At 66.1% G+C, this 20651-nt stretch carries 17 protein-coding genes; 8 read left to right on the top strand and 9 right to left on the bottom strand.

Going from position 1 to position 20651, the window contains the following annotated elements; genetic code table 11:
- Positions 1-187 precede the first annotated feature (187 nt).
- The 5 genes from denD to ltnD all read right to left on the bottom strand — a co-directional run bounded on the left by denD (position 188) and on the right by ltnD (position 5120).
- Positions 188-1159, bottom strand: coding sequence for a D-erythronate dehydrogenase (gene denD, locus NKF27_RS03190; RefSeq protein WP_253555320.1), 972 nt, complete (start codon positions 1157-1159; stop codon positions 188-190).
- A gap of 135 nt (positions 1160-1294) precedes the next feature.
- The gene (otnI, locus tag NKF27_RS03185; RefSeq protein ID WP_253555319.1) at positions 1295-2092 is read right to left on the bottom strand and encodes a 2-oxo-tetronate isomerase; all 798 of its coding nucleotides are present in this window, start codon (positions 2090-2092) and stop codon (positions 1295-1297) included.
- Positions 2093-2184: 92 nt separating this feature from the next.
- On the bottom strand, positions 2185-2832 hold the full coding sequence (gene otnC, locus NKF27_RS03180; protein ID WP_253555318.1) for a 3-oxo-tetronate 4-phosphate decarboxylase: 648 nt from the start codon (positions 2830-2832) through the stop codon (positions 2185-2187).
- Positions 2829-4121 (bottom strand): 3-oxo-tetronate kinase, encoded by a 1293-nt coding sequence (gene otnK, locus NKF27_RS03175; protein WP_253555317.1) that lies wholly within the window; start codon positions 4119-4121, stop codon positions 2829-2831. Before otnK ends, otnC begins: the two co-directional genes overlap by 4 nt.
- 57 nt (positions 4122-4178) lie before the next feature.
- Positions 4179-5120 carry an L-threonate dehydrogenase gene (gene ltnD / locus NKF27_RS03170; RefSeq protein ID WP_045990913.1) on the bottom strand — a complete coding sequence of 314 codons (942 nt, stop codon included), beginning with the start codon at positions 5118-5120 and terminating at the stop codon, positions 4179-4181.
- Between the two features lie 502 nt (positions 5121-5622).
- On the opposite strand from ltnD, the gene NKF27_RS03165 reads away from it, so the two are divergent.
- Positions 5623-6654: a LacI family DNA-binding transcriptional regulator gene (locus NKF27_RS03165; protein ID WP_253555316.1), complete on the top strand. Its 1032-nt coding sequence runs from the start codon at positions 5623-5625 to the stop codon at positions 6652-6654.
- Positions 6655-6760: 106 nt separating this feature from the next.
- On the opposite strand, the gene NKF27_RS03160 is transcribed toward NKF27_RS03165, so the two are convergent.
- The 3 genes from NKF27_RS03160 to zapE all read right to left on the bottom strand — a co-directional run bounded on the left by NKF27_RS03160 (position 6761) and on the right by zapE (position 9091).
- Complete coding sequence (locus NKF27_RS03160; protein WP_253555315.1) at positions 6761-6964, bottom strand: CsbD family protein; 204 nt, start codon at positions 6962-6964, stop codon at positions 6761-6763.
- A gap of 187 nt (positions 6965-7151) precedes the next feature.
- Positions 7152-7646, bottom strand: a complete 495-nt coding sequence (locus NKF27_RS03155; protein WP_253555314.1) for a GNAT family N-acetyltransferase — start codon at positions 7644-7646, stop codon at positions 7152-7154.
- Between the two features lie 110 nt (positions 7647-7756).
- A complete protein-coding gene (gene zapE / locus NKF27_RS03150) occupies positions 7757-9091 on the bottom strand; it encodes a cell division protein ZapE (protein ID WP_253555312.1) in 1335 nt (444 codons plus the stop codon).
- Between the two features lie 153 nt (positions 9092-9244).
- Here zapE and NKF27_RS03145 point away from each other — a divergent pair, with 153 nt between their 5' ends.
- Both NKF27_RS03145 and NKF27_RS03140 read left to right on the top strand, forming a co-directional pair.
- Complete coding sequence (locus NKF27_RS03145) at positions 9245-9835, top strand: DUF2946 family protein (RefSeq protein WP_253555311.1); 591 nt, start codon at positions 9245-9247, stop codon at positions 9833-9835.
- A gap of 71 nt (positions 9836-9906) precedes the next feature.
- Positions 9907-11280 carry a PepSY domain-containing protein gene (locus NKF27_RS03140; protein WP_253555310.1) on the top strand — a complete coding sequence of 458 codons (1374 nt, stop codon included), beginning with the start codon at positions 9907-9909 and terminating at the stop codon, positions 11278-11280.
- Between the two features lie 139 nt (positions 11281-11419).
- Here NKF27_RS03140 and NKF27_RS03135 read toward each other — a convergent pair whose 3' ends face one another.
- Positions 11420-12349, bottom strand: a complete 930-nt coding sequence (locus NKF27_RS03135; protein WP_108131280.1) for a DUF808 domain-containing protein — start codon at positions 12347-12349, stop codon at positions 11420-11422.
- A gap of 95 nt (positions 12350-12444) precedes the next feature.
- Between NKF27_RS03135 and NKF27_RS03130 the strand changes: the two genes are divergently transcribed.
- From NKF27_RS03130 to NKF27_RS03110, 5 genes are all read left to right on the top strand, one after another.
- The gene (locus NKF27_RS03130; RefSeq protein ID WP_253555309.1) at positions 12445-12819 is read left to right on the top strand and encodes a hypothetical protein; all 375 of its coding nucleotides are present in this window, start codon (positions 12445-12447) and stop codon (positions 12817-12819) included.
- 316 nt (positions 12820-13135) lie between these two features.
- Entirely contained in the window at positions 13136-14281 is a 1146-nt protein-coding gene (gene wecB, locus NKF27_RS03125; protein WP_253555308.1) for a non-hydrolyzing UDP-N-acetylglucosamine 2-epimerase, read from the top strand.
- Positions 14274-16466: a glycosyl transferase family protein gene (locus NKF27_RS03120; protein ID WP_253555307.1), complete on the top strand. Its 2193-nt coding sequence runs from the start codon at positions 14274-14276 to the stop codon at positions 16464-16466. Before wecB ends, NKF27_RS03120 begins: the two co-directional genes overlap by 8 nt.
- Entirely contained in the window at positions 16463-19612 is a 3150-nt protein-coding gene (locus tag NKF27_RS03115; protein WP_253555306.1) for a tetratricopeptide repeat protein, read from the top strand. The genes NKF27_RS03120 and NKF27_RS03115 overlap by 4 nt, the downstream gene beginning before the upstream one ends.
- A gap of 44 nt (positions 19613-19656) precedes the next feature.
- Positions 19657-20580 carry a DUF4434 domain-containing protein gene (locus NKF27_RS03110; protein ID WP_253555305.1) on the top strand — a complete coding sequence of 308 codons (924 nt, stop codon included), beginning with the start codon at positions 19657-19659 and terminating at the stop codon, positions 20578-20580.
- Positions 20581-20651 lie beyond the last annotated feature (71 nt).

Here is a 20651-nt window from a genome sequence, read left to right as displayed (position 1 = left end):
GCGCTAGGCGCTGTCCGAAAAGTCGACGAGCGAAGGTTAGACAAGGCAAAAATCGGTGAGAAAGCGCAGTTTACGGGGTGTAAATGAGCATTTTGATCCGATTTTTAACGCCGTATTACCGAGCGCAGGCACTTTTCAGACAAGCCCTAGACCCTGGGCAACCACCGTCAGCCCCGATTCCCCACCGCTAGCCCGCCGCCTGATCCTCGACAAAGGCCGCGACGATGGCATCGAAGTCGCTGTCACCGACAAAGCCAAGGGCCTCGGCCTTGTCGGTACGAAAGCGCCCAGGCCAGCTCTCGACGATGGCGCGGATACGCTCATCCGGCTCGAAACTCACCAGTTCCCGCGCCTGAGCGCCACCCTGACGCTCCAGCGCGTCGAGCATGGCCGCCACGCTCACGCTGATGCCCGGCAGCATGAAGGCGCGAAAGTCGCCCAGGGCATCGGCGGCGACCTCGGCGCCGTGGACCAGCGCCTGAACCACCTTGCCCGGCGACATCACGAACAATTCGAGCTCGGTGGGCACCGGGCACACCGCTGCCTCGCCGTTCAGGGGCTCACGCAGGATACTGGAGGCAAAGCTCGAGGCCGCGGCGTTGGGCCGGCCTGGCCGAATGACGATGGTCGGCAGGCGCAGCACCAGACCGTCGACCAGGCCGCGCCGGCTGTAGTCGTTGATCAACAACTCGCACATGGCCTTCTGGCTGCCGTAGGAGCTCTGGGGCCGCAGCGCGGTCATGTCGTCGAGCACCTCGGGCAATTCGCCGCCGTACACCGCCACCGAGCTGGCCATGATCACCCGGGTCGTGGCCAGGCCGCGCTGGCGACAGCCGTCGAGCAGCGCCCGGGTGGCGTCGAAGTTGACCGCAAGCCCCAGCTCCAGATCGGCCTCGGCGGCAGAACTGACCACCGCTGCCAGGTGGTAGATCACGTCCGGGGCGCCATCCAGCAGGGCGTCCCAGGCTCCCTCTTCGGTGAGGTCCCGAGCGGTCGACGTCACCGCCACCTGGCCCGCCTCCTGCGGGTGGGGCGGCGTGCTCTGGTCGACCAGGGTCAGGCGCGAAAGCGGCTGGCCGTTGACCTCGCCCTTGGCCAGCAGCGCCTGAACCAGACGTTGGCCAAGGAAGCCGGCTGCACCAGTAATCAAGATATGCATGGGTGTTCTCCTCCTTTAGGGACGATGGCCCACGCCGGGCGCTGCCCCAGCGATACACCAGAGGCACCAGTCATCAAGATATGCATGGAAGCTCTCCTCCGTTGGTGACGATGGCCCGCTTTATCCAGTGACGAGTTAGCTGGCAACAACGCCATGGGCGCGCGCCCAGCCCAGGCCATCGACGGTGTCGCCTGCGGGGCGGTATTCACAGCCGACCCAGCCGTCATAGCCAAGGGCGTCGAGACGCTCGAGCACCGGGCCAAAGTTCACTTCCCCCTGGTCCGGTTCATGGCGCTCCGGGACCCCGGCGAGCTGCACGTGTCCCACCACGTCGAACTGGGCTTCCAGGGTACGGATCAGGTCGCCCTGGACGATCTGGCAGTGGTACAGGTCGAACTGCAGCCTGAGGTGGGGCGAGCCGACGCGCTGGATCACCTCCCTGGCAAGCTCCTGGCGCTGCAACAGGAAGTCCGGCATGTCGCGGCCGTTGATCGGCTCGATCAACAGGGTACGCCCGGCCCGGCCACAGGCCTCGGCGGCATGGGAAAGGTTGTCGACGTAAGTGGCCAGATGGGCCTCTCGGGTGGCCTCGCTGGCGCCTTGCGGCAGCAGCCCCGCCATGGCATGCAGGCGCGGACAGTCGAGCGCCGCGGCGTAGTCGAGCGCACGCTCGAGCCCCTCGCGGAACTCCCCCTCGCGCCCCGGCAGGCTGGCAAGGCCTCGCTCGCCGGCCTCCCAGTCGCCGGGGGGCAGGTTGAACAGCACCTGCGTCAGCCCATGTTGGTCGAGCCGCTCACGCAGCTCGTGCGCCTCGAAGTCGTAGGGGAAGAGGTACTCGACGCCGGCAAAGCCCGCCTTGGCGGCGGCGCCAAAGCGGTCGAGAAAGGCGTGCTCGGTGAACATCATGCTGAGGTTGGCGGCCAGGCGGGGCATCTCGCTCTCCTGATTGTCATTGTCGTGCGGGCCTCGCGTCAGGGGCCCAGTATCGGGGCCGTGTCGACACCCCCGACGCCAATAGCCCCGAGTCAGTCGCGGGGGAAGCGTGTTTCGAGTTCCTCTACCTGTTCTGGGGTCAACCCACGAGGATTCTGGCCGCGCAGCAGCAGGAACAGCTTGGCGGTCTCCTCGAGCTCTTCGGTGGCGTAGACCGCTGCCTCCAGCGACTTGCCCGCCACCACCGGGCCGTGGTTGGCCAGCAGCACCGCGCTGTGCTTGCCGGCGAGCCCACGTACCGCGTCGCCAAGGCTGGGGTCCCCCGGCACGTGATAGGGCACCAGCGGCAGGCGGCCGACGCGCATCACATAGTAGGCGGTCAGCGGCGGAATGCAGTCGTGGTGGTCCACATCCGGCAGGCAGGATACCGCCACCGAGTGGGTCGAGTGCAGGTGGACGATGGCCTCGGACTGTGGCCGCTCGGCGTACATCGCCATATGCAGGAAACTTTCCTTGGTCGGCTTGTCGCCATCGAGCCATTCCCCCGTCGCCGACAACGTCGAGATGCTGGCCGGATCGAGTCGTCCCAGGCAGGCGTTGGTCGGGGTCATCAACCAGCCGCCGTCGTCCAGACGCACACTGATATTACCGCTGGAGCCCATGGTCAGGCCGCGGTCGAACAATGACTTGCCGTAGGTCGCGATCTGCTCGCGCAGACGATTGACGTCACGTGCACTCATTGGCTCATCTCCTTGAGCACCTTAAAGCCGCGGCTGAAGATATCGACGCCGCCGAAGTTGCCGGACTTGAGCGCCAGCGTCAGGGTCGACCCGCCGACGCGGGCCTGGGTCCAGGGCACCCCGGCATCGATCTGCCCGCCGATATGCAACTGGTCCAGCGACAGCGCCGAGACCACCGCACCGGAGGTCTCGCCGCCGGCCACCAGCAACCTGCCGACACCTTCGTCCACCAGGGTGGCGGCCAGGGTCGCCAGGGCCCGCTCGACCAGCTCGCCCGCCTTGGCCACGCCCAGGCGCTGCTGGGCGGCCTTGACCCGCTCGGATGCAGCCGAGGCGTAGACCAGCACCGGTTCATCCGGCGAGTCACGATAGTGGCGACGCACGAAGTCCAGCGCTTCGGCGATGGGCGCGTCACCCTCGGCCAGCGCCAGCGGGTCCAGGGCGATCCCCGGATGGCGCTCGAGGAAGTGCTCGACCTGGGCCAGGGTCGCCCGCGAGCAGCTACCGGAAAGCACCAGGGCCTGTCCCTGGGCCGAGGCCAACCGAGCCGCATCGTCGACCGCCTCAAGCCAGCCCTTGCGCCGATACTCGGCGGGCAGCGCCTGGCCAAGGCCCGAGCCGCCGGTGACCAGGGGCAGCTCGACGCAGGCCGCAGCCAGCACCTCAAGGTCGGCGTCATCCAGGGTGTCACAGATGACGTGGCGGACCTTGTCACCTCCCAGGCGTTCGAGGTGGCTGGCACAGGCCTCGGCGCCCTGGCGGATCACCGAGTGGGACAGAAGCCCCACCGCATGCGACGTCTGCGCGCCCAGCACCCGCACCAGATCGGCGTCGGTCATCGGATTGAGCGGGTGATCCTGCATGCCGCTGTCGTTGAGCAGACGATCGCCGACGAACAGGTGACCCTGATAGACCGTGCGTCCGGTGGTCGGAAAGGCCGGCACCATCACCGTCTGATCGCCGCCCAGACGCTCGAGCAGGGCATCGGCTACCGGGCCGATATTGCCCTCGGCGGTGGAATCAAACGTCGAGCAGTACTTGAAGAAGACCTGCCGTGCGCCCTGTTCGGTCAGCCAGTCCAGCGCCGCCAGGCTGTCGGCCAGCGCCTCCTCCACCGGGCAGGTACGCGACTTGAGCGCGACGACCACGGCGTCGACACCTTCTGGAAGCGGCTTGCCGGTGGGCACACCGAGCATCTGCACGGTGCGCATGCCGGAGCGCACCAGATTGTTGGCCAGGTCGGTGGCGCCGGTGAAATCATCGGCGATGGCGCCGAGTACCAGAGTCATGGTCAGTCCTCGTCAAATACGGTGAATAAAGGGGAGGAACACGGCTGCGACGCGGCCTTATCCGGCGTCGTCGTCATTGGCCGCGGGCAGTGCGATACCTGCGGTGGCGGCGTAGACCTTGACCACCGCGGCGTCGTCCTCGCGTCCCAGCCCCATGCCGCTGGCGGCGGTAAACTGCTGCAGGGCGCTGGCCGCCACTGGCATCGACAAGCGCAGTTCGCGGCCGGTGTCGTGGACGATGTTGAGGTCCTTGACGAAGATGTCCACGGCTGACAGCGGGTGATAGTCGCCGTCCAGAATGTGCGGCACCCGGTTCTCGAACATCCACGAATTGCCCGCCGACTGGGTAATCACCCGGTACAGCGCGCGACCGTCGATGCCCATCTTCAGTCCCAGCGCCATGGCCTCGGCGGCGGCGGCGATATGCACCCCGGCCAGGTGCTGATTGACCAGCTTGACGCTGGAGCCAGGCCCCGGCGCGTCGCCCAGCCGGTGGACCGTGGCCGCCATGGCACCAAGCGGTGCCTCGGCCAGGGCGAAGGCCTCGGCACTACCGGAGGCCATCACCGACAGCTCTCCGCTGGCCGCCTTGGCCGCCCCGCCGCTGATCGGGGCGTCGAGCATCATCAGCCCAGCCTCTGCCAGTCGGCGTCCCAGGGATTCGGCGAAACTCGGCGCCACGGTGGCGCACTGGATCACCAGGCTGCCCGACGCAAGCGTCGCTGCCAGGCCATCTTCTCCAAACAGCACCGCCTCGACCTGATCGGCGTTGACGACCACCAGCAGCACCACGTCACAGCGCGGCGCCAGCTCACGGGCCGACGCCACCGCCTCGCCACCGGCTTCCTCGAAGGCCTGACGGGAGGCGCTGGAAACGTCGCAACCGATCACCTCAAGGCCGCCACGCAGAAGGCTTCGGGCGATACCCATGCCCATGGCGCCAAGCCCCACCACGCCACAGACAGGGGATCCGGCGGATGTTGTGGATGATTCGCTCATGCTGCTCTCCGGGAACGAGGCCGTCAGGGCCGACAAACAAGAGTATGGCCTGCTTCGACTTCATCTGCGGAAGGAGCAGGGAGGCGGTATCTGTCCCCGGCACATCGAAGGCCAGCGACCAATACCGATAACAGGACGATAGGAAATCCGGTCGGCGGTGATGGGTGAAGATCACCGCTACTGCCTTGTAGAATGTTAGCGCTAACATTTTTAGTCCAGAGTCCCTTGTTGCACAAGCACGAAAGCGATAGCCATCGACCAATGTCTAACTACCGCCGTGATCCCGGTGTCGGGACCATGGGTGCCCCGAGGCGCGCAGCGTTTGATCCAAGCTGCCCGGCATGAAGCGCTCGGCATCCGCCGCTCGAGGCCGTGGAACTGGGCCATGTCCCCACTGACCTGCGACGCAGGGACAGCCTGGGAACGAGCGAGCCAGCGCGCCCCATTCGGCATACCATGGAAGGCAGGCGTCCCTCTGATGCCATCGATCAAGGAGAGTCCGATGAACGAGACCCAGGGCGGTGATCGCCGCCGCCGCAAGGGCCTGGACAACCCGACGCTTGACGACGTCGCCCGTGAGGCTGGAGTTTCCTCGATCACCGTGTCCCGGGCGATTCACCGCCCGGACAGCGTACGCGAGACCACCCGCAACAAGGTGGAGGCGGCGATCGCCAAGGTTGGCTACGTGCCCAATATGGTGGCCGGTAGCCTGGCCTCGGCCAGCTCGCGCTTCATCCCGGTGATCGTGCCGTCGCTGTCCAATGTGGTGTTCGTCGAGGTCATCCAGGGGCTGCAGGCACAGTTCGACCAGCACGGCTACCAGATGCTGCTGGGCAACACCGACTACAGCATGCAGCGCGAAGAAGAGCTGATCCGCACCTTTCTCGGCTGGTCCCCCACCGCCCTGGTGACCACCGGCCTGCGCCACCAGCCGGGGCTAAGCGCGCTGCTGGAACGTTTTCCTCGACCGCTGGTGGAAATCATGGAACTGGGCCCGGCGCTGGACATGAACGTCGGCATGGACCACGAAAAGGCAGGCGCCGCCATGGCCGATCATCTGATCGCTCGGGGCTACCGTCATATCGTCTTCGCCGGCACCCGGCTCGAGTCCAACTATCGCGCCGCCCAGCGCTACGCCGGCCACCGCACCAGGCTCGAGAAGGCCGGACTTGCGGCCCCGCTGATGGAGTGGCACCAGGACAGCCACTTCGACCTCGGCGCCACGGCGCTGGACGAGGTCCGTCGCCACCACCCGGGCGTCGAGGCGATCCACTTCGTCGACGATGTGATGGCCAGCGGCGCCCTGCTGGGCGCACAGCGCCAGGGCCTGCGAGTGCCCGACGACATCGCCATCGCCGGGTTTACCGGGCTGCCCTTCGGCCGCTCGCTGATGCCGCGTCTGACCACCATCTCCTCCCCCCGCGAGGCCATCGGCCGGCTCGCCGCCTCGCAGATCATCGACCGTCTGGAGGGCCGTGACCCCGAACGCCAGATCGACGTCGGCTTCTCCCTGCTGGAAGGTGAGAGCACCTGAGGACACCAGACCTGACCCACAACGAACAACGGGGAGTCACGATGACTCCCCGCTGGTACAAGACGCTGCCTGCCCGCACGGGCGACAGAGCCCGCGGCACTCGCCGCTACTGATCGAGCCGGCCCTTGAGCTTGTCGAACTCCTTCTCCACCTCTTCTCTGGCCAGGCCAAACTTCTGCTGGATGATGCCGATCAGCTTTTCCTTGTTGCCTTCGGCCTGCTGAATCTCGTCGTCGGTGAGTTCTCCCCACTTTTCCTTGGCGGCACCGCTCAGTTCCATCCACTTGCCTTCGATGGTGTGCTTGTCCATGGCATGATCTCCGGGTCAGTCGATCTCATAAAGGTAGATGGCATACTCCTGACGAAGGCTAGCCTGCGGCAAACCCAGCGGCTAGCCCACCCCACCACACACCTTCGTTTTTTATAAAAAATTCAATCAGATAACTTCCGTAAAAGACTGTTTGAGCACAGTCCATCCTCCGACCGACCTTTTCACTTCACCCATCAATCAGCCGCCGCCGCATGATGGTGACCCGCTCACCCAGATAGTCGAGCTCTTCGAGTTCTTCCCATCCCAACCGGCGATACAGTGACTGCTGATCCGGCGTGTAGAGGTGAAGCCACTCGATGCCGTGGTCGCGGGCCTCCCGCTCCACCCGTCGTACCAGCGCGGAGGCGAGCCCCTGACCGCGTTGTTCGGGCGGCACGTAGACCGAGGCGAGCCACGGTGACAGTTCCCGGCGAATACTCATGTCATCCGGCGACAGGCTCGCCGTGCCCAGGGCCTGTCCCTCCTTCATCGCCACGAACACCGAGGGCACCCCGGCCGGACCGCACATCTGAGCCACCGCCTGGCGCCAGCCGTCGATGTCGGTCTCCGGATGCAGGTGCCCCCAGGCGCCAAAGGTCCAGTCGGCGACCTGGTCAAGCTGTTGCGAAGCGGCGCTCAAGCGCTCGATGGTGATCCCGTTCATCTGTCGATTTTCGTCCATTGCTGTCCACTTCCGTCTATTGCCGTTCACTTGTGAGCGTTGTTGTCCTTGCCGACACTTTTCGACGGCGCCTGCCGATCGCGGCCTCGCCCAGGCTGACGCCGCAAGGATCAAGGCAACCGGCGCTGCCCGAAGCGCGCCAGCTGCATTTCGCCAAGCCGGCTCAGAGTGCGCCGGAAGGCAAACGCCAGATAGCCATCGGGATAAAGCTCCTCCATCGCCACCGACGCCTCGATCACCAGCGGTACCCGGCGGTCGTAGCATTCGTCGACCAGGGCAATAAAGCGACGCACGCTATCGTCCCTGGCTCCCAGCGGCGGCAGTACGCGATCACCGGCGGCCACCCGCTCACTGGCGTCTTCGGTACCCCGAGCGATGGGACGCGGAGCGCCCGGTCGCCGATCCGGCGCGGCTCCGACGTCGCTATCATCCTCGTCAGGCCTGGAAGCCAGGCACGGCACCTCCCCCAGCAACAGCGTATCGAAGCGATCACATAGCGCGATGAAGTCGAGCGCCGCCAGCGGCGCCTCGCACAAGGCAGCGAAGTCGCACCACAGTACCTTGCCTTCGAGGCCTCTGGCCTCCAGCTTGCGGCCGCCAAGCGCCAATGTTCGGGGCGTCGCCGCCCTGCCACTCAGCCGAACAAACTGCTCGGACAGGATGCCGGGGTCGCCGGCCCTACGCACAAAATAGCGCTGGTGAACGTCGCCGGGATGGCGGCGATGATCCTGACCGCCATCCAGTTCGAGCACCTGAAGATGGGCCTGCATGGCGGCGATGGCCGGCAGGAAACGCTCGCGATTGAAGCCATCGCGATAGAGCTCGGCCGGCGGCTGGTTCGAGGTGGCCACCAGCGTCAGGCGTCTGGCGAACAGCTGCTGCATCAGCCCGCCCAGCAGCATGGCGTCGGCGATGTCCTCGACGAAGACTTCATCCAGACACAGCACCCCGACCTCGGCGGAAAGCTCCTCGGCGAGCCTTGCCAGCGGGTCGGGCTGTCCCCGCCAGTAAAACTGACGCTGGTGCACCCAGCGCATGAAGTGATGAAAGTGCCAACGACGCACCGTCACGGGACTGCATTCGACGAACAGATCCATCAGCCAGGTCTTGCCACGACCCACCGGCCCCCAGAGGTACAGGCCCCGGCTCGTCACGCCGCCAGCGAGCTCCTGCTGCAAGGCGTCCAGCGCCTCGACCGCCCGGGCCTGGGCGGCATCGGCAACCAGATGTCCCTCCTCCAGCAGCGCCTGATAGCCCAGCGACAACGGCTGACATCGAGACTGGTTCAACGGCCCATGGAGCGGCCGATCCAGCCGTTGGCTGCCAAGCGATGGCGCCTCTCGGTCCGGCCCAGGATGCGGTTGCAGGCCTTCACCGCTTGCTTCATCGATCCCGCCGCCGATCCTGTCACCGGTCCCTTCGCCCTCTTTGTAGCCGTCACTCATCGATAGATCCCTGGCTGGTGGTATCGACCCGTGTGCCCCCATTGCCGCCGGCACAGGTCCCTCGGAAGAGCATGCCTCCACCGTGGGCAAACGCCAGGCGCTGCACTATAGTGGCCCGTCTGCATATTCCCGATCGCTAAGGTTGCCTCTTTCATGCCCTCAGCCGCTCGTCTCTTGAGCTCCCGACCCCGCCGTCAGCGCCGGGTCTGCCTGCTGGCGGTGCTGGCCATGCTGATGCTCTTCGTGGGCCCACTGATCAGCCAGGTCCAGCGCCTGGCGATGGAGGACGAGGCCGGTCGACAACACCACCATGGACATGGTCACCACCAAGGCCTGGCTCAAGGCACCGGACAAGGCCATGCCCAGCATGATCCCACGCCGAGCGCCGCGGAAGTAGAGGGGCGCAGCACGTTTGAGCCTGCCGCCGAGGGGGCGGTCGGCAAGGTCGAGGGGCACGGCGCGTTTGAGCCTCCCGCTGAGGGGGCGGTCGGCAAGGTCGAGGGGCACGGCACGTTCGAGCCTTCCGCCGAGGGGGCTATCGGTGACGCCGGGCATCATCACCTGGCCGCCTGTGGCTACTGCGTACTGTTTGCCCAGGTGCCGTGGCTGGCCCTGCTGTTGCTGGTATTGGTTAGCCTGGCGCCGCGGGCCCCGCCGGCACGTTGTACTGCAGGCATTCCCCCCGTTGTCAGCGGGCGCTTCCAGCGTCCGACTCCCCGCGCCCCTCCCGCGTCATTGTCGTGATCCATCGAGGCCACCGCCTCCAGAGCCACCACGGCATCGCCGTCGGCAACTCCGCCTTCAAGAGAATGACCATGACGACGCACGCGAAACCTGTTGCGCCGGCGCTGAAGACGCTGGTGATACGACTGCACTTCTATATCGGCCTGCTGGTCGGCCCCTTCATCTTCTTCGCCGCCCTCACCGGCACGCTCTATGCGCTGACCCCGGCACTGGAGCAGGCACTGTACCGGGACGCGCTGACCACCGGCTCGGACAGCGCTTCCGCGACCTTGGTCCGGCCATTGTCACGCCAGATTGCAGCGGCCCAGGACTATCTCGATGATTCCGCCCTGCCCAGCGCCGTGCGCCCGGCCCCCGAACCCGGCGCCACCACCCGGGTGATGTTCGCAGACCCGAGCCTTGATGCCGGCGAACACCGGGCCATCTTTGTCGACCCGCAAAGCCTCGAAATCCGTGGCGACATGACTGTCTACGGTACCAGCGGGGTACTGCCGCTACGCCGGATCATCGACCAGATCCACCGCAGCCTGATGCAGGGCGATCCCGGCCGCCTCTACAGCGAGTTGGCCGCTTCCTGGATGTGGCTCGCCGCCCTCGGCGGACTGGCCATCTGGGCGGTCACCCCCTCGCCCCGAGTGCAGCCCGGCAAGCAGACCCGCACCGCCCGTCGCTTGCGCACCCGCCGACGCCACAGTCTGCTGGGGCTGTTCCTGCTGGTCGGCCTGCTGGCCCTGTCGGCCACCGGCATGACCTGGTCGAAGTACGCCGGCGACAACTTCTTCACCATGCTCAAGGCCGCAGGCTGGGGGACGCCTCGGGTGTCCCAGTCGCTTCAGGCCCACGACGTCGCCTACGACGCACACGCCGACCACGCCATGCCCGGCGCTCACCCGACCGTATCGGGGTCGCTTGAGGCCTTCGACGCGGTCGAACGCCAGGCCCGTGAGACAGGCCTCGACGCCGGCAAGATCGAGTTGCTGGTGCCCGGCGACAATCAGGCCTGGAAGGTGCGCGAGATCGACCGTAGCTGGCCGTCCCAGGTGGACGAGGTGGCAATCCATCCGCAAAGCTTCCAGGTGCTGGATCAGGTGAGCTTCAACGACTACCCGCCTGCGGCCAAGCTCACCCGCTGGGGCATCGACGGCCATATGGGTATCCTCTTCGGCCTGCCCAACCAACTGCTGCTGGCCGCCCTCGGCATCGGCATCATGACCATGGTCGGCTGGGGCTACGCCATGTGGTGGCGCCGCCGTGCCCTGACCCGCGACAGCCAGACGCTGTGGCAGGCCCTGCTGGAACTACCGCTGTCGGTGCTGGCGCTCATTTCGCTGGTGGCGCTGCTGCTGGGACTGGCGATGCCGGTAATGGGGGTAAGCCTGGTGATATTCCTGACGGTGGACGCCCTGCGTACCCTGGTCGCGGCACGCCGACGCGCTACCGGCTAGGCCCCACATCAGTAAAGACAGGAAAGGGCCATCGGCAAAGCCAGGAAAAGGCCATTTACCACACAAGAAGGGCGACCCACGGGTCGCCCTTCTTGCTTGAAGCCAGGAGCACGCTCCGCCCCTGTCTACCTATCCGCGATCAGTGGCCCTTGCCCCGAAGCCGCTGGACGCCGGTCCAGACGGCCACCAGGGCAGCACCCACGGCCAGGCCGAACAGGCCGTTCCCCAGCATTGGCACCAGCCCGTGCATGATGGCGTCGAGGCCGGGAAGGGCTACCTCGGTCTCGGCCAGCCCCTCGATCCAGTGCCCGACCACCGGGATGCCGTGGGCAAGAATGCCACCGCCGACCAGGAACATCGCCAGGGTGCCGAAGATCGACAGCCCCTTCATCAACAGCGGTGCGCCCTTGAGCAGTCCTCGGCCCAGGGCCTGTGCCAGGCCGCCGTCCTTCTGCGTCAGGTAGAGCCCCAGGTCGTCGAGCTTGACCAGCCCCGCCACCAGGCCGTAGACGCCCACGGTGATCAGCAGGCCGATCGCTACCAGCACCGCGATCTGCTGGCTCAGGGGGGCGGCGCTGACGGTGCCCAGCGCGATGACAATGATCTCCGCCGAGAGGATGAAGTCGGTGCGGATGGCGCCCTTGATCTTGTCGCGTTCAAAGGCCTTCATGTCGGTTTCGCCGTCGGCCAGCGCCGCCAGTCGCGCCTGGCGCTCCTGCTCGGCGTCTTCCTTGTGCAGGAACTTGTGGGCCAGCTTTTCGGCGCCCTCGAAGCACAGAAAGGCCCCGCCAAGCATCAGCAGTACCGTCACCAGCCAGGGCACGAAGGCGCTGATCAACAGCGCGCCGGGAATCAGGAAACACTTGTTGAACAGCGACCCCTTGGCCACCGCCCACACCACCGGCAGCTCGCGATCCGCCGCCACGCCGGTGACCTGCTGGGCGTTGAGCGCCAGATCGTCGCCGAGAACACCGGCGGTCTTCTTGGCCGCCACCTTGGTCATCACCGAGACATCGTCGAGCAGGGTGGCGATGTCGTCGATCAGGGTTAACAGACTACTTCCAGCCACAGGGCATCCCTCCTTGGCCTGGGAAAACTTGGGTAGACTCAGCATAACCGCTCGGCCCCTTCGCCGCCGCAGCAATTGCCCCGGAGGTCTATGCCATGTCGCAAGCATCCACTGGAAAGCCGGCAGCATCAAAGGCCCATCCAGACTTGCCCGATGCCAGGCCGCAGCCGGCTTCAGATCCCGCTGCTGACGATCTGACAGCCGACAAGCTGACGCCCGACGACCTGGCGCTCTTGCTCGAAGGTGTGCCCGAGGGCTACAGCGAGGTGCACTACCGGGGACGCCGCTACGCCATGACCCGACGCACCTTCAACCGAGGGCGCTCGCTCAAGGTGTTCGCGCGGGAGTTGGGCGGCAACGATATTGTCAGTCTCAACGGCTACCTGAACGCTCGTGGGTGGCAACTGAAGCCCTGCGAGATGAGCGAGCACAAGGTGCTCGACTTCCTTGTGCATTGCAAAACCGGCTGACTTGCTGGCTGGGTCGTCCCGGGATTCGATTCCCGCCGCTGCTCTCTTTCTAGGCTCGCCGCCGCCCTCTCTCCAGGCTCGCCGCTACCCTCTCTCCACGCTCGCCGCCGCCCTCTCTCCACGCTCGCCGCCGCCCTCTCTCCCAAGAGTCGCTCCCCCTCTCCCTTACGAGGTGTCGCCCTCTCGCCGCTTTCGGCAAAAAATATCCTTTTGTTGACCTAGGTCACTGCGATGGCGCCCAGTTCGCACCGAAGTATGCTGAGATAATCAAAGAATACTTTACTCCGCTCCCATGGGACGTCTCATGCCTGTCGTCATGCTCGTTGTTGGAACCCGTCCCGAGGCGATCAAGATGGCCCCGGTCGCCCAGGCCATACAGGCATGCCCGGCACTGTCACTGCATCTGTGTGCCAGCGGCCAGCACGACGAGATGCTGTTCCAGGCACTGTCGCTGTTCGACCTCACGCCGGACAGCAATCTGGCGGTGATGAGACCAGCGCAGACCCTCAACGGTCTGATGCAGGCCATGATCCAGGCACTCGATCAGGTGATGTCCCGGGTGGCCCCCGACCTGGTGATGGTCCATGGTGATACCGCTACCTGCTTTGCCGCGAGCCTCGCGGCCTTCCACCGGCGGGTCCCGGTGGCTCACGTGGAAGCCGGGCTGCGCACCGGCAATATCGCGTCGCCCTGGCCGGAGGAGGCGTACCGCAGCATGGTGGCGCGTATCGCCCAGCGCCACTACGCCCCCACCGCGTCGGCGCGTCACAATCTGCTGCGTGAGCAGGTGGCGCCAGATTCCATCCTGGTGACCGGCAATACCGTCATCGACGCCCTGGCCTGGATGAAAGACCGCCTCGACCGCCAAGGCTATCGCCCGGCAGCCCCCTCACCGCTTGCCGCGCTGCGCGACGACGCCAGGCTGGTGCTGATCACCGGCCACCGCAGGGAAAACCACGGCGATGGCATCCGTACCATCTGCACCGCCATCGCCGCACTCGCCGCTCGCTACCCGGACGTCGACCTGGTCTACCCGGTCCATCTCAACCCGGCGATCAAGGACGTCGTCGAACACGCCCTGGCGGGCATCCCCAACGTGCTGCTGGTACCCCCCCAGGACTACCGTGACTTCGTCTGGCTGATGGGCCGCGCCTGTCTGATCCTCACCGACTCCGGCGGCATCCAGGAGGAGGCTCCCGCCCTCGGTGTGCCGGTGCTGGTGATGCGCGAGCACACCGAGCGATGCGATGCCCTGAGCGCCGGTACCGTCATCCTCACCGGCAGTGACAGCGACGCCATCGTGGCCGCCTCGGCGCGCCTGCTCGACGATGAGAAGGCGCGCCGGCGCATGGCCGCGATCCCCAATCCCTACGGTAGTGGCGACGCCGCCAGGCAGATCATCGAAGACCTTGACGATTGGCTTGTCCGCGCCGTCGAGACACTCGAGGCCGGCGATGCCTGAGTTATCCCCCGAGCTGTCACTGTGGCTGGTCGACGCCACCATCCATGTGCTGTACGCCCTGAAGTATGTCGCCATAGCGCTGTGCCTGCTGATGCTGGCCATGGGCATCGATGATCTGTTTCTCGATCTGATCTACTGGAGCCGGCGTAGCTGGCGCTACTGGTCGATCTATCGCGATAACCCCAGGGCCAACGAGGAGCGTCTCTATCAGGCCCGGGAGAAACCGCTGGCGGTCATGGTGCCGGCCTGGCAGGAAGTCGGCGTGGTCGGCCAGATGGCCCAGCTGATGGCCAGTACCATGGACTACGAGAACTATCAGATATTCGTCGGCACCTACCCCAACGACCCCGAGACCCAGGCCGAGGTAGATGCGGTCTGCCAGAGCTTCAGCAACGTGCACAAGGTGGTCACGGTACGCCCCGGCCCCACCAGCAAGGCCGACTGCCTGAACAACATCATCGAGGCCATCGCGCGCTTCGAGAAGGCCGCCAGGATCGAGTTTGCCGGCTGCATCCTGCATGACGCCGAAGACGTCATTTCGCCGATGGAGCTTAGGCTCTACAACTATCTGCTGCCGGACAAGGACCTGATCCAGGTCCCGGTCTACCCCTTCCGACCACGCTGGTATCAGCTCTCCGGCGGCCACTACATCGACGAGTTCTCCGAGTACCACGGCAAGGACGTGCTGATTCGCGAGGCCATGTGCGGCCAGGTGCCCAGCGCCGGGGTCGGCACCTGCTTCAGTCGTCGTGCGCTGGCCCACTTGAGAGAGCTCAATGACGGCATCACCTTCGACATCTGGAGTTTGACCGAAGACTACGATATCGGCTTTCGCCTGCACGAAAGCGGGCTTTCCTGTGTCTTCGTGCGCTACAGCGTCGAGCGCGACGAGCTGTCGCCTCGGCGCGAACACGCCCACGGCCTGTCGAAGCGTGACAGCAAGGTGATCTGTGTGCGCGAGCACTTCCCCACGGCGCTGGGCGCGGTGGTCCGGCAGAAGTCCCGCTGGATCACCGGTATCGTCTTCCAGGGTTATCAGCATCTGGGCTGGAGCCGCACCAACTGGCGTCTCAACTACTTTCTGTGGCGCGACCGTCGTGGCCTGGTGGCCTACCCCCTGGCGCTGGTCGCCACCCTGCTGATGCTGATCTTGGCAGGACTTTGGCTGTACGCCGTGCTGTCGCCACAGGCCTGGCACTTCCAGTCGATCCTCGGTGGCTGGCTGCTGGAGACCCTGCTCACCATCAATGGTCTGCTGCTGGTCAACAGGGCCTTCCAGCGCTTCTACTTCGTCAAGATCTACTACGGCTGGCGTCAGGGCCTGCTGTCCTTTCCACGCATGCTGTGGAGCAATCTGGTCAACTTTCTGGCTAACGTGCGGGCCTGGAAGCTGTTCTTCACCCGGGCGCGTCACCGCACCTTCGCCTGGGACAAGACCACCCACGACTTCCCCCAGCTCGACGACGCCGTGCAAGTCTCTCTCGAAGCCCTGTTGATCGAGGATGGCGTTGTCACCGCAAGCGATATCGAACGCATAGGTGTTGAGGTCGGAGCACGTCGGCTACCCAGAGAGCTGATTGCACGAGACCTGGTGTCCGGGGCGACGCTGGCCAGGCTGGATGCCAGGCGGCGGGGCATCGCCAGCGTCGAGATCCATCCGCTGGTGCTGTCGCCCGCGCTGATCGACGCCCTGCCCCGGCATGTCGCCCTGCGCTACGCCACGCTGCCCATCGGCGAGAGCGGCAACAGCCTGATCATCGCCACCGAGACCGCCTTGAGTCCGGTCGCCATCGGCGCCATTGGCCGGCGCATCAAGCGTCCTGTCGAGCAGCGTCTGGTCCCGCTCGGTCGCGTCACCCTTGGCCTGCGCCACTGGTACCTGGGAGAGCTTGGCGACGTCGACCGGGACCGGCTGCTTGAACTGGATGCAGACGCCGACGCCGCACGCCTCGATGGTTACTGCGCTCACCAGTACCTGCTCGGAGAACTGTTGCTGGAGCAAGGGCTTATCACACCCGCCCTGTTCGGTCAGGCGATGATCGACTTCGATCCTGAACAGGGTCGTCTGGGCGACTTCCTTGTCGCACGCGGGATGATTACGTCGAATGATCTGGGGCGAGCGCTCGCGCTCCAGGCGGACCACCGCCGACAGGCGGCCCGCAGCCTCGAGAATGTGGCGGTATGAAGGCCAGGGCAATGTCGCTGCTGATCGCCGTGTCGCTGGCTCAGCTGCTGGCTCAGCCACCGGCCTGGGGGCTGAGCCAGTTCGAGGAGTTTCACAGCTACCCCTATCTCGACAAGGCCTACCGGGCAGCAGAACAGCGCGACTGGGCGCAAGTCCAGCAGCTGATGGAGCACCTGATCAGTCAGGTACCCGAGAACGTCGAGGCCTATCGCCTGCTGGCCCAGGCACTGGCGAAGCAGGGCAATCTGGATAGCGCCATGGCGGCGCTGGGGGCGCTGGACGCCAACGTGGCGGCGGTCCAGATCAATGCCCTGCGCCAGGCCTGGATCGCCGACGGCCACGCCAGCGAGGGCGAGTTGACGCTATGGCTCAGCGAAACGTCTGGCAGCGCCCGGGAGGCCCTGTGGAGCGCCCAGGCCGACTATCTGCGCGCAACCCGCGGCGCCCGGGCAGCGCTGGACTGGCTTGCTACGGTGCCCGCCCGGCAGGACGCCCTGGCACGGGACCGCTACCGTGCCGCCCTGGCCGAGCAGATCCAGGACTGGAACGGCGTGATCGATGCGCTGGTGCCCCACGCCATGGAAGATGCGCTGAACGACGACGACTGGCGACGCCTGTCGATCGCCATGATTCAGACCGATGATGCACGCGGCATCAATGCCTTGATCGCCAGGCTTCCCGAGGGCGACGTCCGCCATTTCGTGCTGCGCGCAGGCGCCGATCGCGCCATCGCCCTGGGCTACTCCGGGATCGCCCAGCGCTGGCTGGCCACCCTGGAGCAGTCGGATCAGCTGGACGCCAGCGACACCCGCAAGCTGCTGCAGACCTCGCTGGCAGTGGGCGACACCGACAGGGTCCGCCAGATGGCCAGCCGCCAGAACATGGATTGCCTGACGCTGGTGAGCTGGCTCAGCGATCATGGCGACCCCGAGGCCTTGAGCACCTTCACCGAGTGCGACGCAAAGGAAGATCCGCAAAGCTGGCTGATACTCGCCGATCGGCTCGATGCCCTCGAACTGCTGGAAACCACGGAACTGCCGGAGGCCTGGCACCAGCGACGCGATCGGGTGCTGCTGGATCGCTATCGCGCCGACGGGCTGGATGACAAGGCGCTGCGCCTGCTGACACGTCAGCCACAGACGCCGGCGATCCTGCGCGAGCGCGCCGAGTTGACCCAGCGGCTGGGACGCCCCGAGGCCGCCGAGCTATGGCAGCAGCACTATCATCTGACCGGCGATTCCGGCTCGCTTGAGCAGGCAAGCTATCTGTATCTGGCATCACAGCGGCCCCAGGCGGCCCGGCGACTGCTGGAGCAAGCCTTCAAGCTTGCCCCCGAGCGGCTATCGGCGACCTCACTGGCGCGACTGGCCCAGCTTTACGCCGACGACAATGCCGGCGTCACCGATTCAACGCTGGAAGCGCTGGTACGCCAGCCCCGACTGGCCGACACCCAGCGCAACAACCTGCTCGAGCAGCTTGCCCGCCACGATCGTTGCACTGTCGTTAGCAGCGTGGCCGACGCCGGCACGCCACCCTGGGCGGCCCTCGGGATCTGCTCGCAAGACAGGCCCGCCCAGGCCGCCGCCTATTTTCAGAGGGCGCTGACACAGCTCACCCCGCGCCAGCCAGAAGCTGGCGCGGTGACGGCTGCAAGGACGCAGCCAGAGATCCAGGCCCGCAAGCGACTGGCCTTCGCGCTGTTTGCCGCCGGCGACCCCGACGCCGCCTGGCGTCAGTGGCGAGCGTTCGAACGCGACGGCACCAGCGACGGCGAACTCGACCAGACAGACCGCCTGGCCGGCGCGCGCAGTGCCCTGGCAAGTGGCGACACCGAGGGCGCCTGGCGCTGGTGGCCCGAGGATAGCGACAGCCCTGAGGCGAGGCTGCTCGGCGCGCGCATCGCCTTGGCCCGCCACGACGACGCCGGCGCCGTGGCGCTGGCCAGAGGCGCAGTGGCAGCCGCCGGCGGAAAGCCCAAGACCGACGCCGCCGTCCTGGAAGGCGCGAGCCAAGTGGCCCGTCAGGCCGGAGACCCGACCCTCGCACGCCGCTGGCTGACCCAGGCCCAGGCGGCCTCGCCGGGCTCGCCAAGACTTGCCCGGGAGCTGGGACTGACGCTCGCTGCAACGGAGGAAGCAGGTGCTCGGTCAGAGGCCATTGCGCTGCTGGAGCGCGCCCGTCCGGCCTATCCCGAGGACTATGTCAGCGCCGCCACCCTGGGGAACCTCTACAGCAGCATTGGCGACAACGCACGCTCCATGACGCGCATCGAGGACGCCATCGACCTGCAGCCCTTCGACCTGGCGGTGGGCGAGGACAGCCTCGAGGCCATGGCCGAGCGCCGCTACCGGCTGCGAAGGGCCCACGAGACACTGACGCGGCGCGACCGGATTACGCTGACCAGCAGCTGGTCACCGACCAGCCCGACGCCGGGGATACGCAGTGACCCATCGAACCACGATAACGACGACGATAGCGGCCACGATATCAACACCCAGGTGGTTCAATGGGACCACGCGCTTGGCCACGACCCGATCCACCAGGGACGGGAGCTGGCCGGCTACATGAGGGCCATCATCGGCGGCGATGATCGTGACGACTACGGGCGAGGACGCTCCCTGGGCCTGGGACTGCGGGCCAAGCCGTTGGCCCGTCACAACCTGAACCTGTACGCCGAGATGTTCGCCGAGTCCCAGAAAAACGATGGCGAGCACACCGACTACAATCTGCTGCTGAGGGCCACCGGCTCCTTTCTGGATCAGGGCGATTACAGCAGCGAATGGCGCGCGAGCCAGGATCAGTGGAACGAGCGCTCGCTCTATCTCGACGCCGCCTGGTGGACCCAACGTGGCGATGTACAGCTGTTCGGCCGCTACCGCCAGGGCCGCACCTTCAAGCTGCCGACCCGTTCGGCCCAGACGCTGATGCCCTACGCCAGTTTCCAGGCCACCAGCCACGACACCACCGGCTGGGACGAGGATGTACGCCTCGCCGCAGGACTGCGCTGGGAGTTGTGGTACGACGAGGATCACTACAACGCCTTTCGCCGCAAGCTGAGCGTCTCCACCGAGTACCAGCAATCCCTGGGGGGCAACCTCTACCAGGAACGCGACGGCTGGATGATCCATCTGGAGCTGAGCCTGTGATGAACTCAAGCATTCTTGTGGCAGGACACCTCAAAGGCACCGCGGTGCCAGTCCCATTCGCTGGCATTATCGCGCCACTGACCCTGACGGTGTTCCTTGCCATGCCCGTGGGGACGGTCGCTGCCGCCGACGACAGCCTCCTGACAAGAGCCGCCGAGGCCTACCGTAGCGAAACCCTGTTCTACCAGCCTCAGAATCGCGACGCCTCGCTCAGCCGACAGCAGTGGCAGGCGCTGTGGCGGCGTACCCGCGAGAACGGCGTCCACACCTTGATCGTGCAGTGGACCCAGTACGGCGAAGAGACCTTCGGCGGCGCCGATGGCTGGCTGGCCAACGCCCTGGTCGACGCCGAACGCCAGGGACTCGAGCTGATTATCGGTCTCTATCAGGACCCCGAGTACTACGAAACCCTCCCCGACAACGCCCGCTTCCGTCACTACTGGTACCAGCAGTTGGCCAAGGCCCACGCGCGACAGCAGCAGATCCAGCGCCAATGGCCGCTGACGCCGGTGGGCTGGTACCTGCCGGAAGAACTCGATGACTGGCTGTTTCGTGAACCCGGCGTGCGCCAGGAACTGACGCGCCAGTTGGCCAGCGCCAGCCAACAACTGACGGGCCCGCTGCACCTGAGCATGTTCAGCGGAGGCTTCGTGACGCCAGGGGTCTACGCGGCCTGGGCCGAGGACATCGCCGAAAGCGGCTGGCAGGTGTGGTGGCAGGACGACGAAGGCGCCCGCAACCTGGATCCGCCCATGCGCCAGGCCTACCGCGACGCCCTGAGCTGTCGCATCGGCGTCGTCCGCGAAGCCTTCTCCCGCACCAGCGCGACCGAATCCGACTTCCAGGCAATGCCCGCACGCCCCCGTCAGCGCGGCAACGACTGCCATCCGGACGCGGTCTTTTCGCTGCGCTACATGCCCTGGGCAGAAGCGCTGCACCAAGGCCCATCTGGCGCTCTCGCTCAATAAAAAACCCCACCAATAGGTGGGGTCGAATCGACAAACAGCAACCAGGATACGCGTGTTCATTTGAGCCCATC

This window comes from Halomonas sp. DN3, from assembly GCF_024137905.1.
Taxonomy (GTDB): Bacteria; Pseudomonadota; Gammaproteobacteria; order Pseudomonadales; family Halomonadaceae; genus Halomonas; species Halomonas litopenaei.
Note: the sequence above shows the minus strand (reverse complement) of the source record. Positions and strands in the feature narration are given on the sequence as shown.

Coding starts and splice junctions, on each gene's coding strand:
- denD (WP_253555320.1), bottom strand. CDS start 1,159: ATGCATATCTTGATTACTGGTGCAGCCGGCTTCCTTGGCCAACGTCTG.
- otnI (WP_253555319.1), bottom strand. CDS start 2,092: ATGCCCCGCCTGGCCGCCAACCTCAGCATGATGTTCACCGAGCACGCC.
- otnC (WP_253555318.1), bottom strand. CDS start 2,832: ATGAGTGCACGTGACGTCAATCGTCTGCGCGAGCAGATCGCGACCTAC.
- otnK (WP_253555317.1), bottom strand. CDS start 4,121: ATGACTCTGGTACTCGGCGCCATCGCCGATGATTTCACCGGCGCCACC.
- ltnD (WP_045990913.1), bottom strand. CDS start 5,120: ATGAGCGAATCATCCACAACATCCGCCGGATCCCCTGTCTGTGGCGTG.
- NKF27_RS03165 (WP_253555316.1), top strand. CDS start 5,623: ATGAACGAGACCCAGGGCGGTGATCGCCGCCGCCGCAAGGGCCTGGAC.
- NKF27_RS03160 (WP_253555315.1), bottom strand. CDS start 6,964: ATGGACAAGCACACCATCGAAGGCAAGTGGATGGAACTGAGCGGTGCC.
- NKF27_RS03155 (WP_253555314.1), bottom strand. CDS start 7,646: ATGGACGAAAATCGACAGATGAACGGGATCACCATCGAGCGCTTGAGC.
- zapE (WP_253555312.1), bottom strand. CDS start 9,091: ATGAGTGACGGCTACAAAGAGGGCGAAGGGACCGGTGACAGGATCGGC.
- NKF27_RS03145 (WP_253555311.1), top strand. CDS start 9,245: ATGCCCTCAGCCGCTCGTCTCTTGAGCTCCCGACCCCGCCGTCAGCGC.
- NKF27_RS03140 (WP_253555310.1), top strand. CDS start 9,907: ATGACGACGCACGCGAAACCTGTTGCGCCGGCGCTGAAGACGCTGGTG.
- NKF27_RS03130 (WP_253555309.1), top strand. CDS start 12,445: ATGTCGCAAGCATCCACTGGAAAGCCGGCAGCATCAAAGGCCCATCCA.
- wecB (WP_253555308.1), top strand. CDS start 13,136: ATGCTCGTTGTTGGAACCCGTCCCGAGGCGATCAAGATGGCCCCGGTC.
- NKF27_RS03120 (WP_253555307.1), top strand. CDS start 14,274: ATGCCTGAGTTATCCCCCGAGCTGTCACTGTGGCTGGTCGACGCCACC.
- NKF27_RS03115 (WP_253555306.1), top strand. CDS start 16,463: ATGAAGGCCAGGGCAATGTCGCTGCTGATCGCCGTGTCGCTGGCTCAG.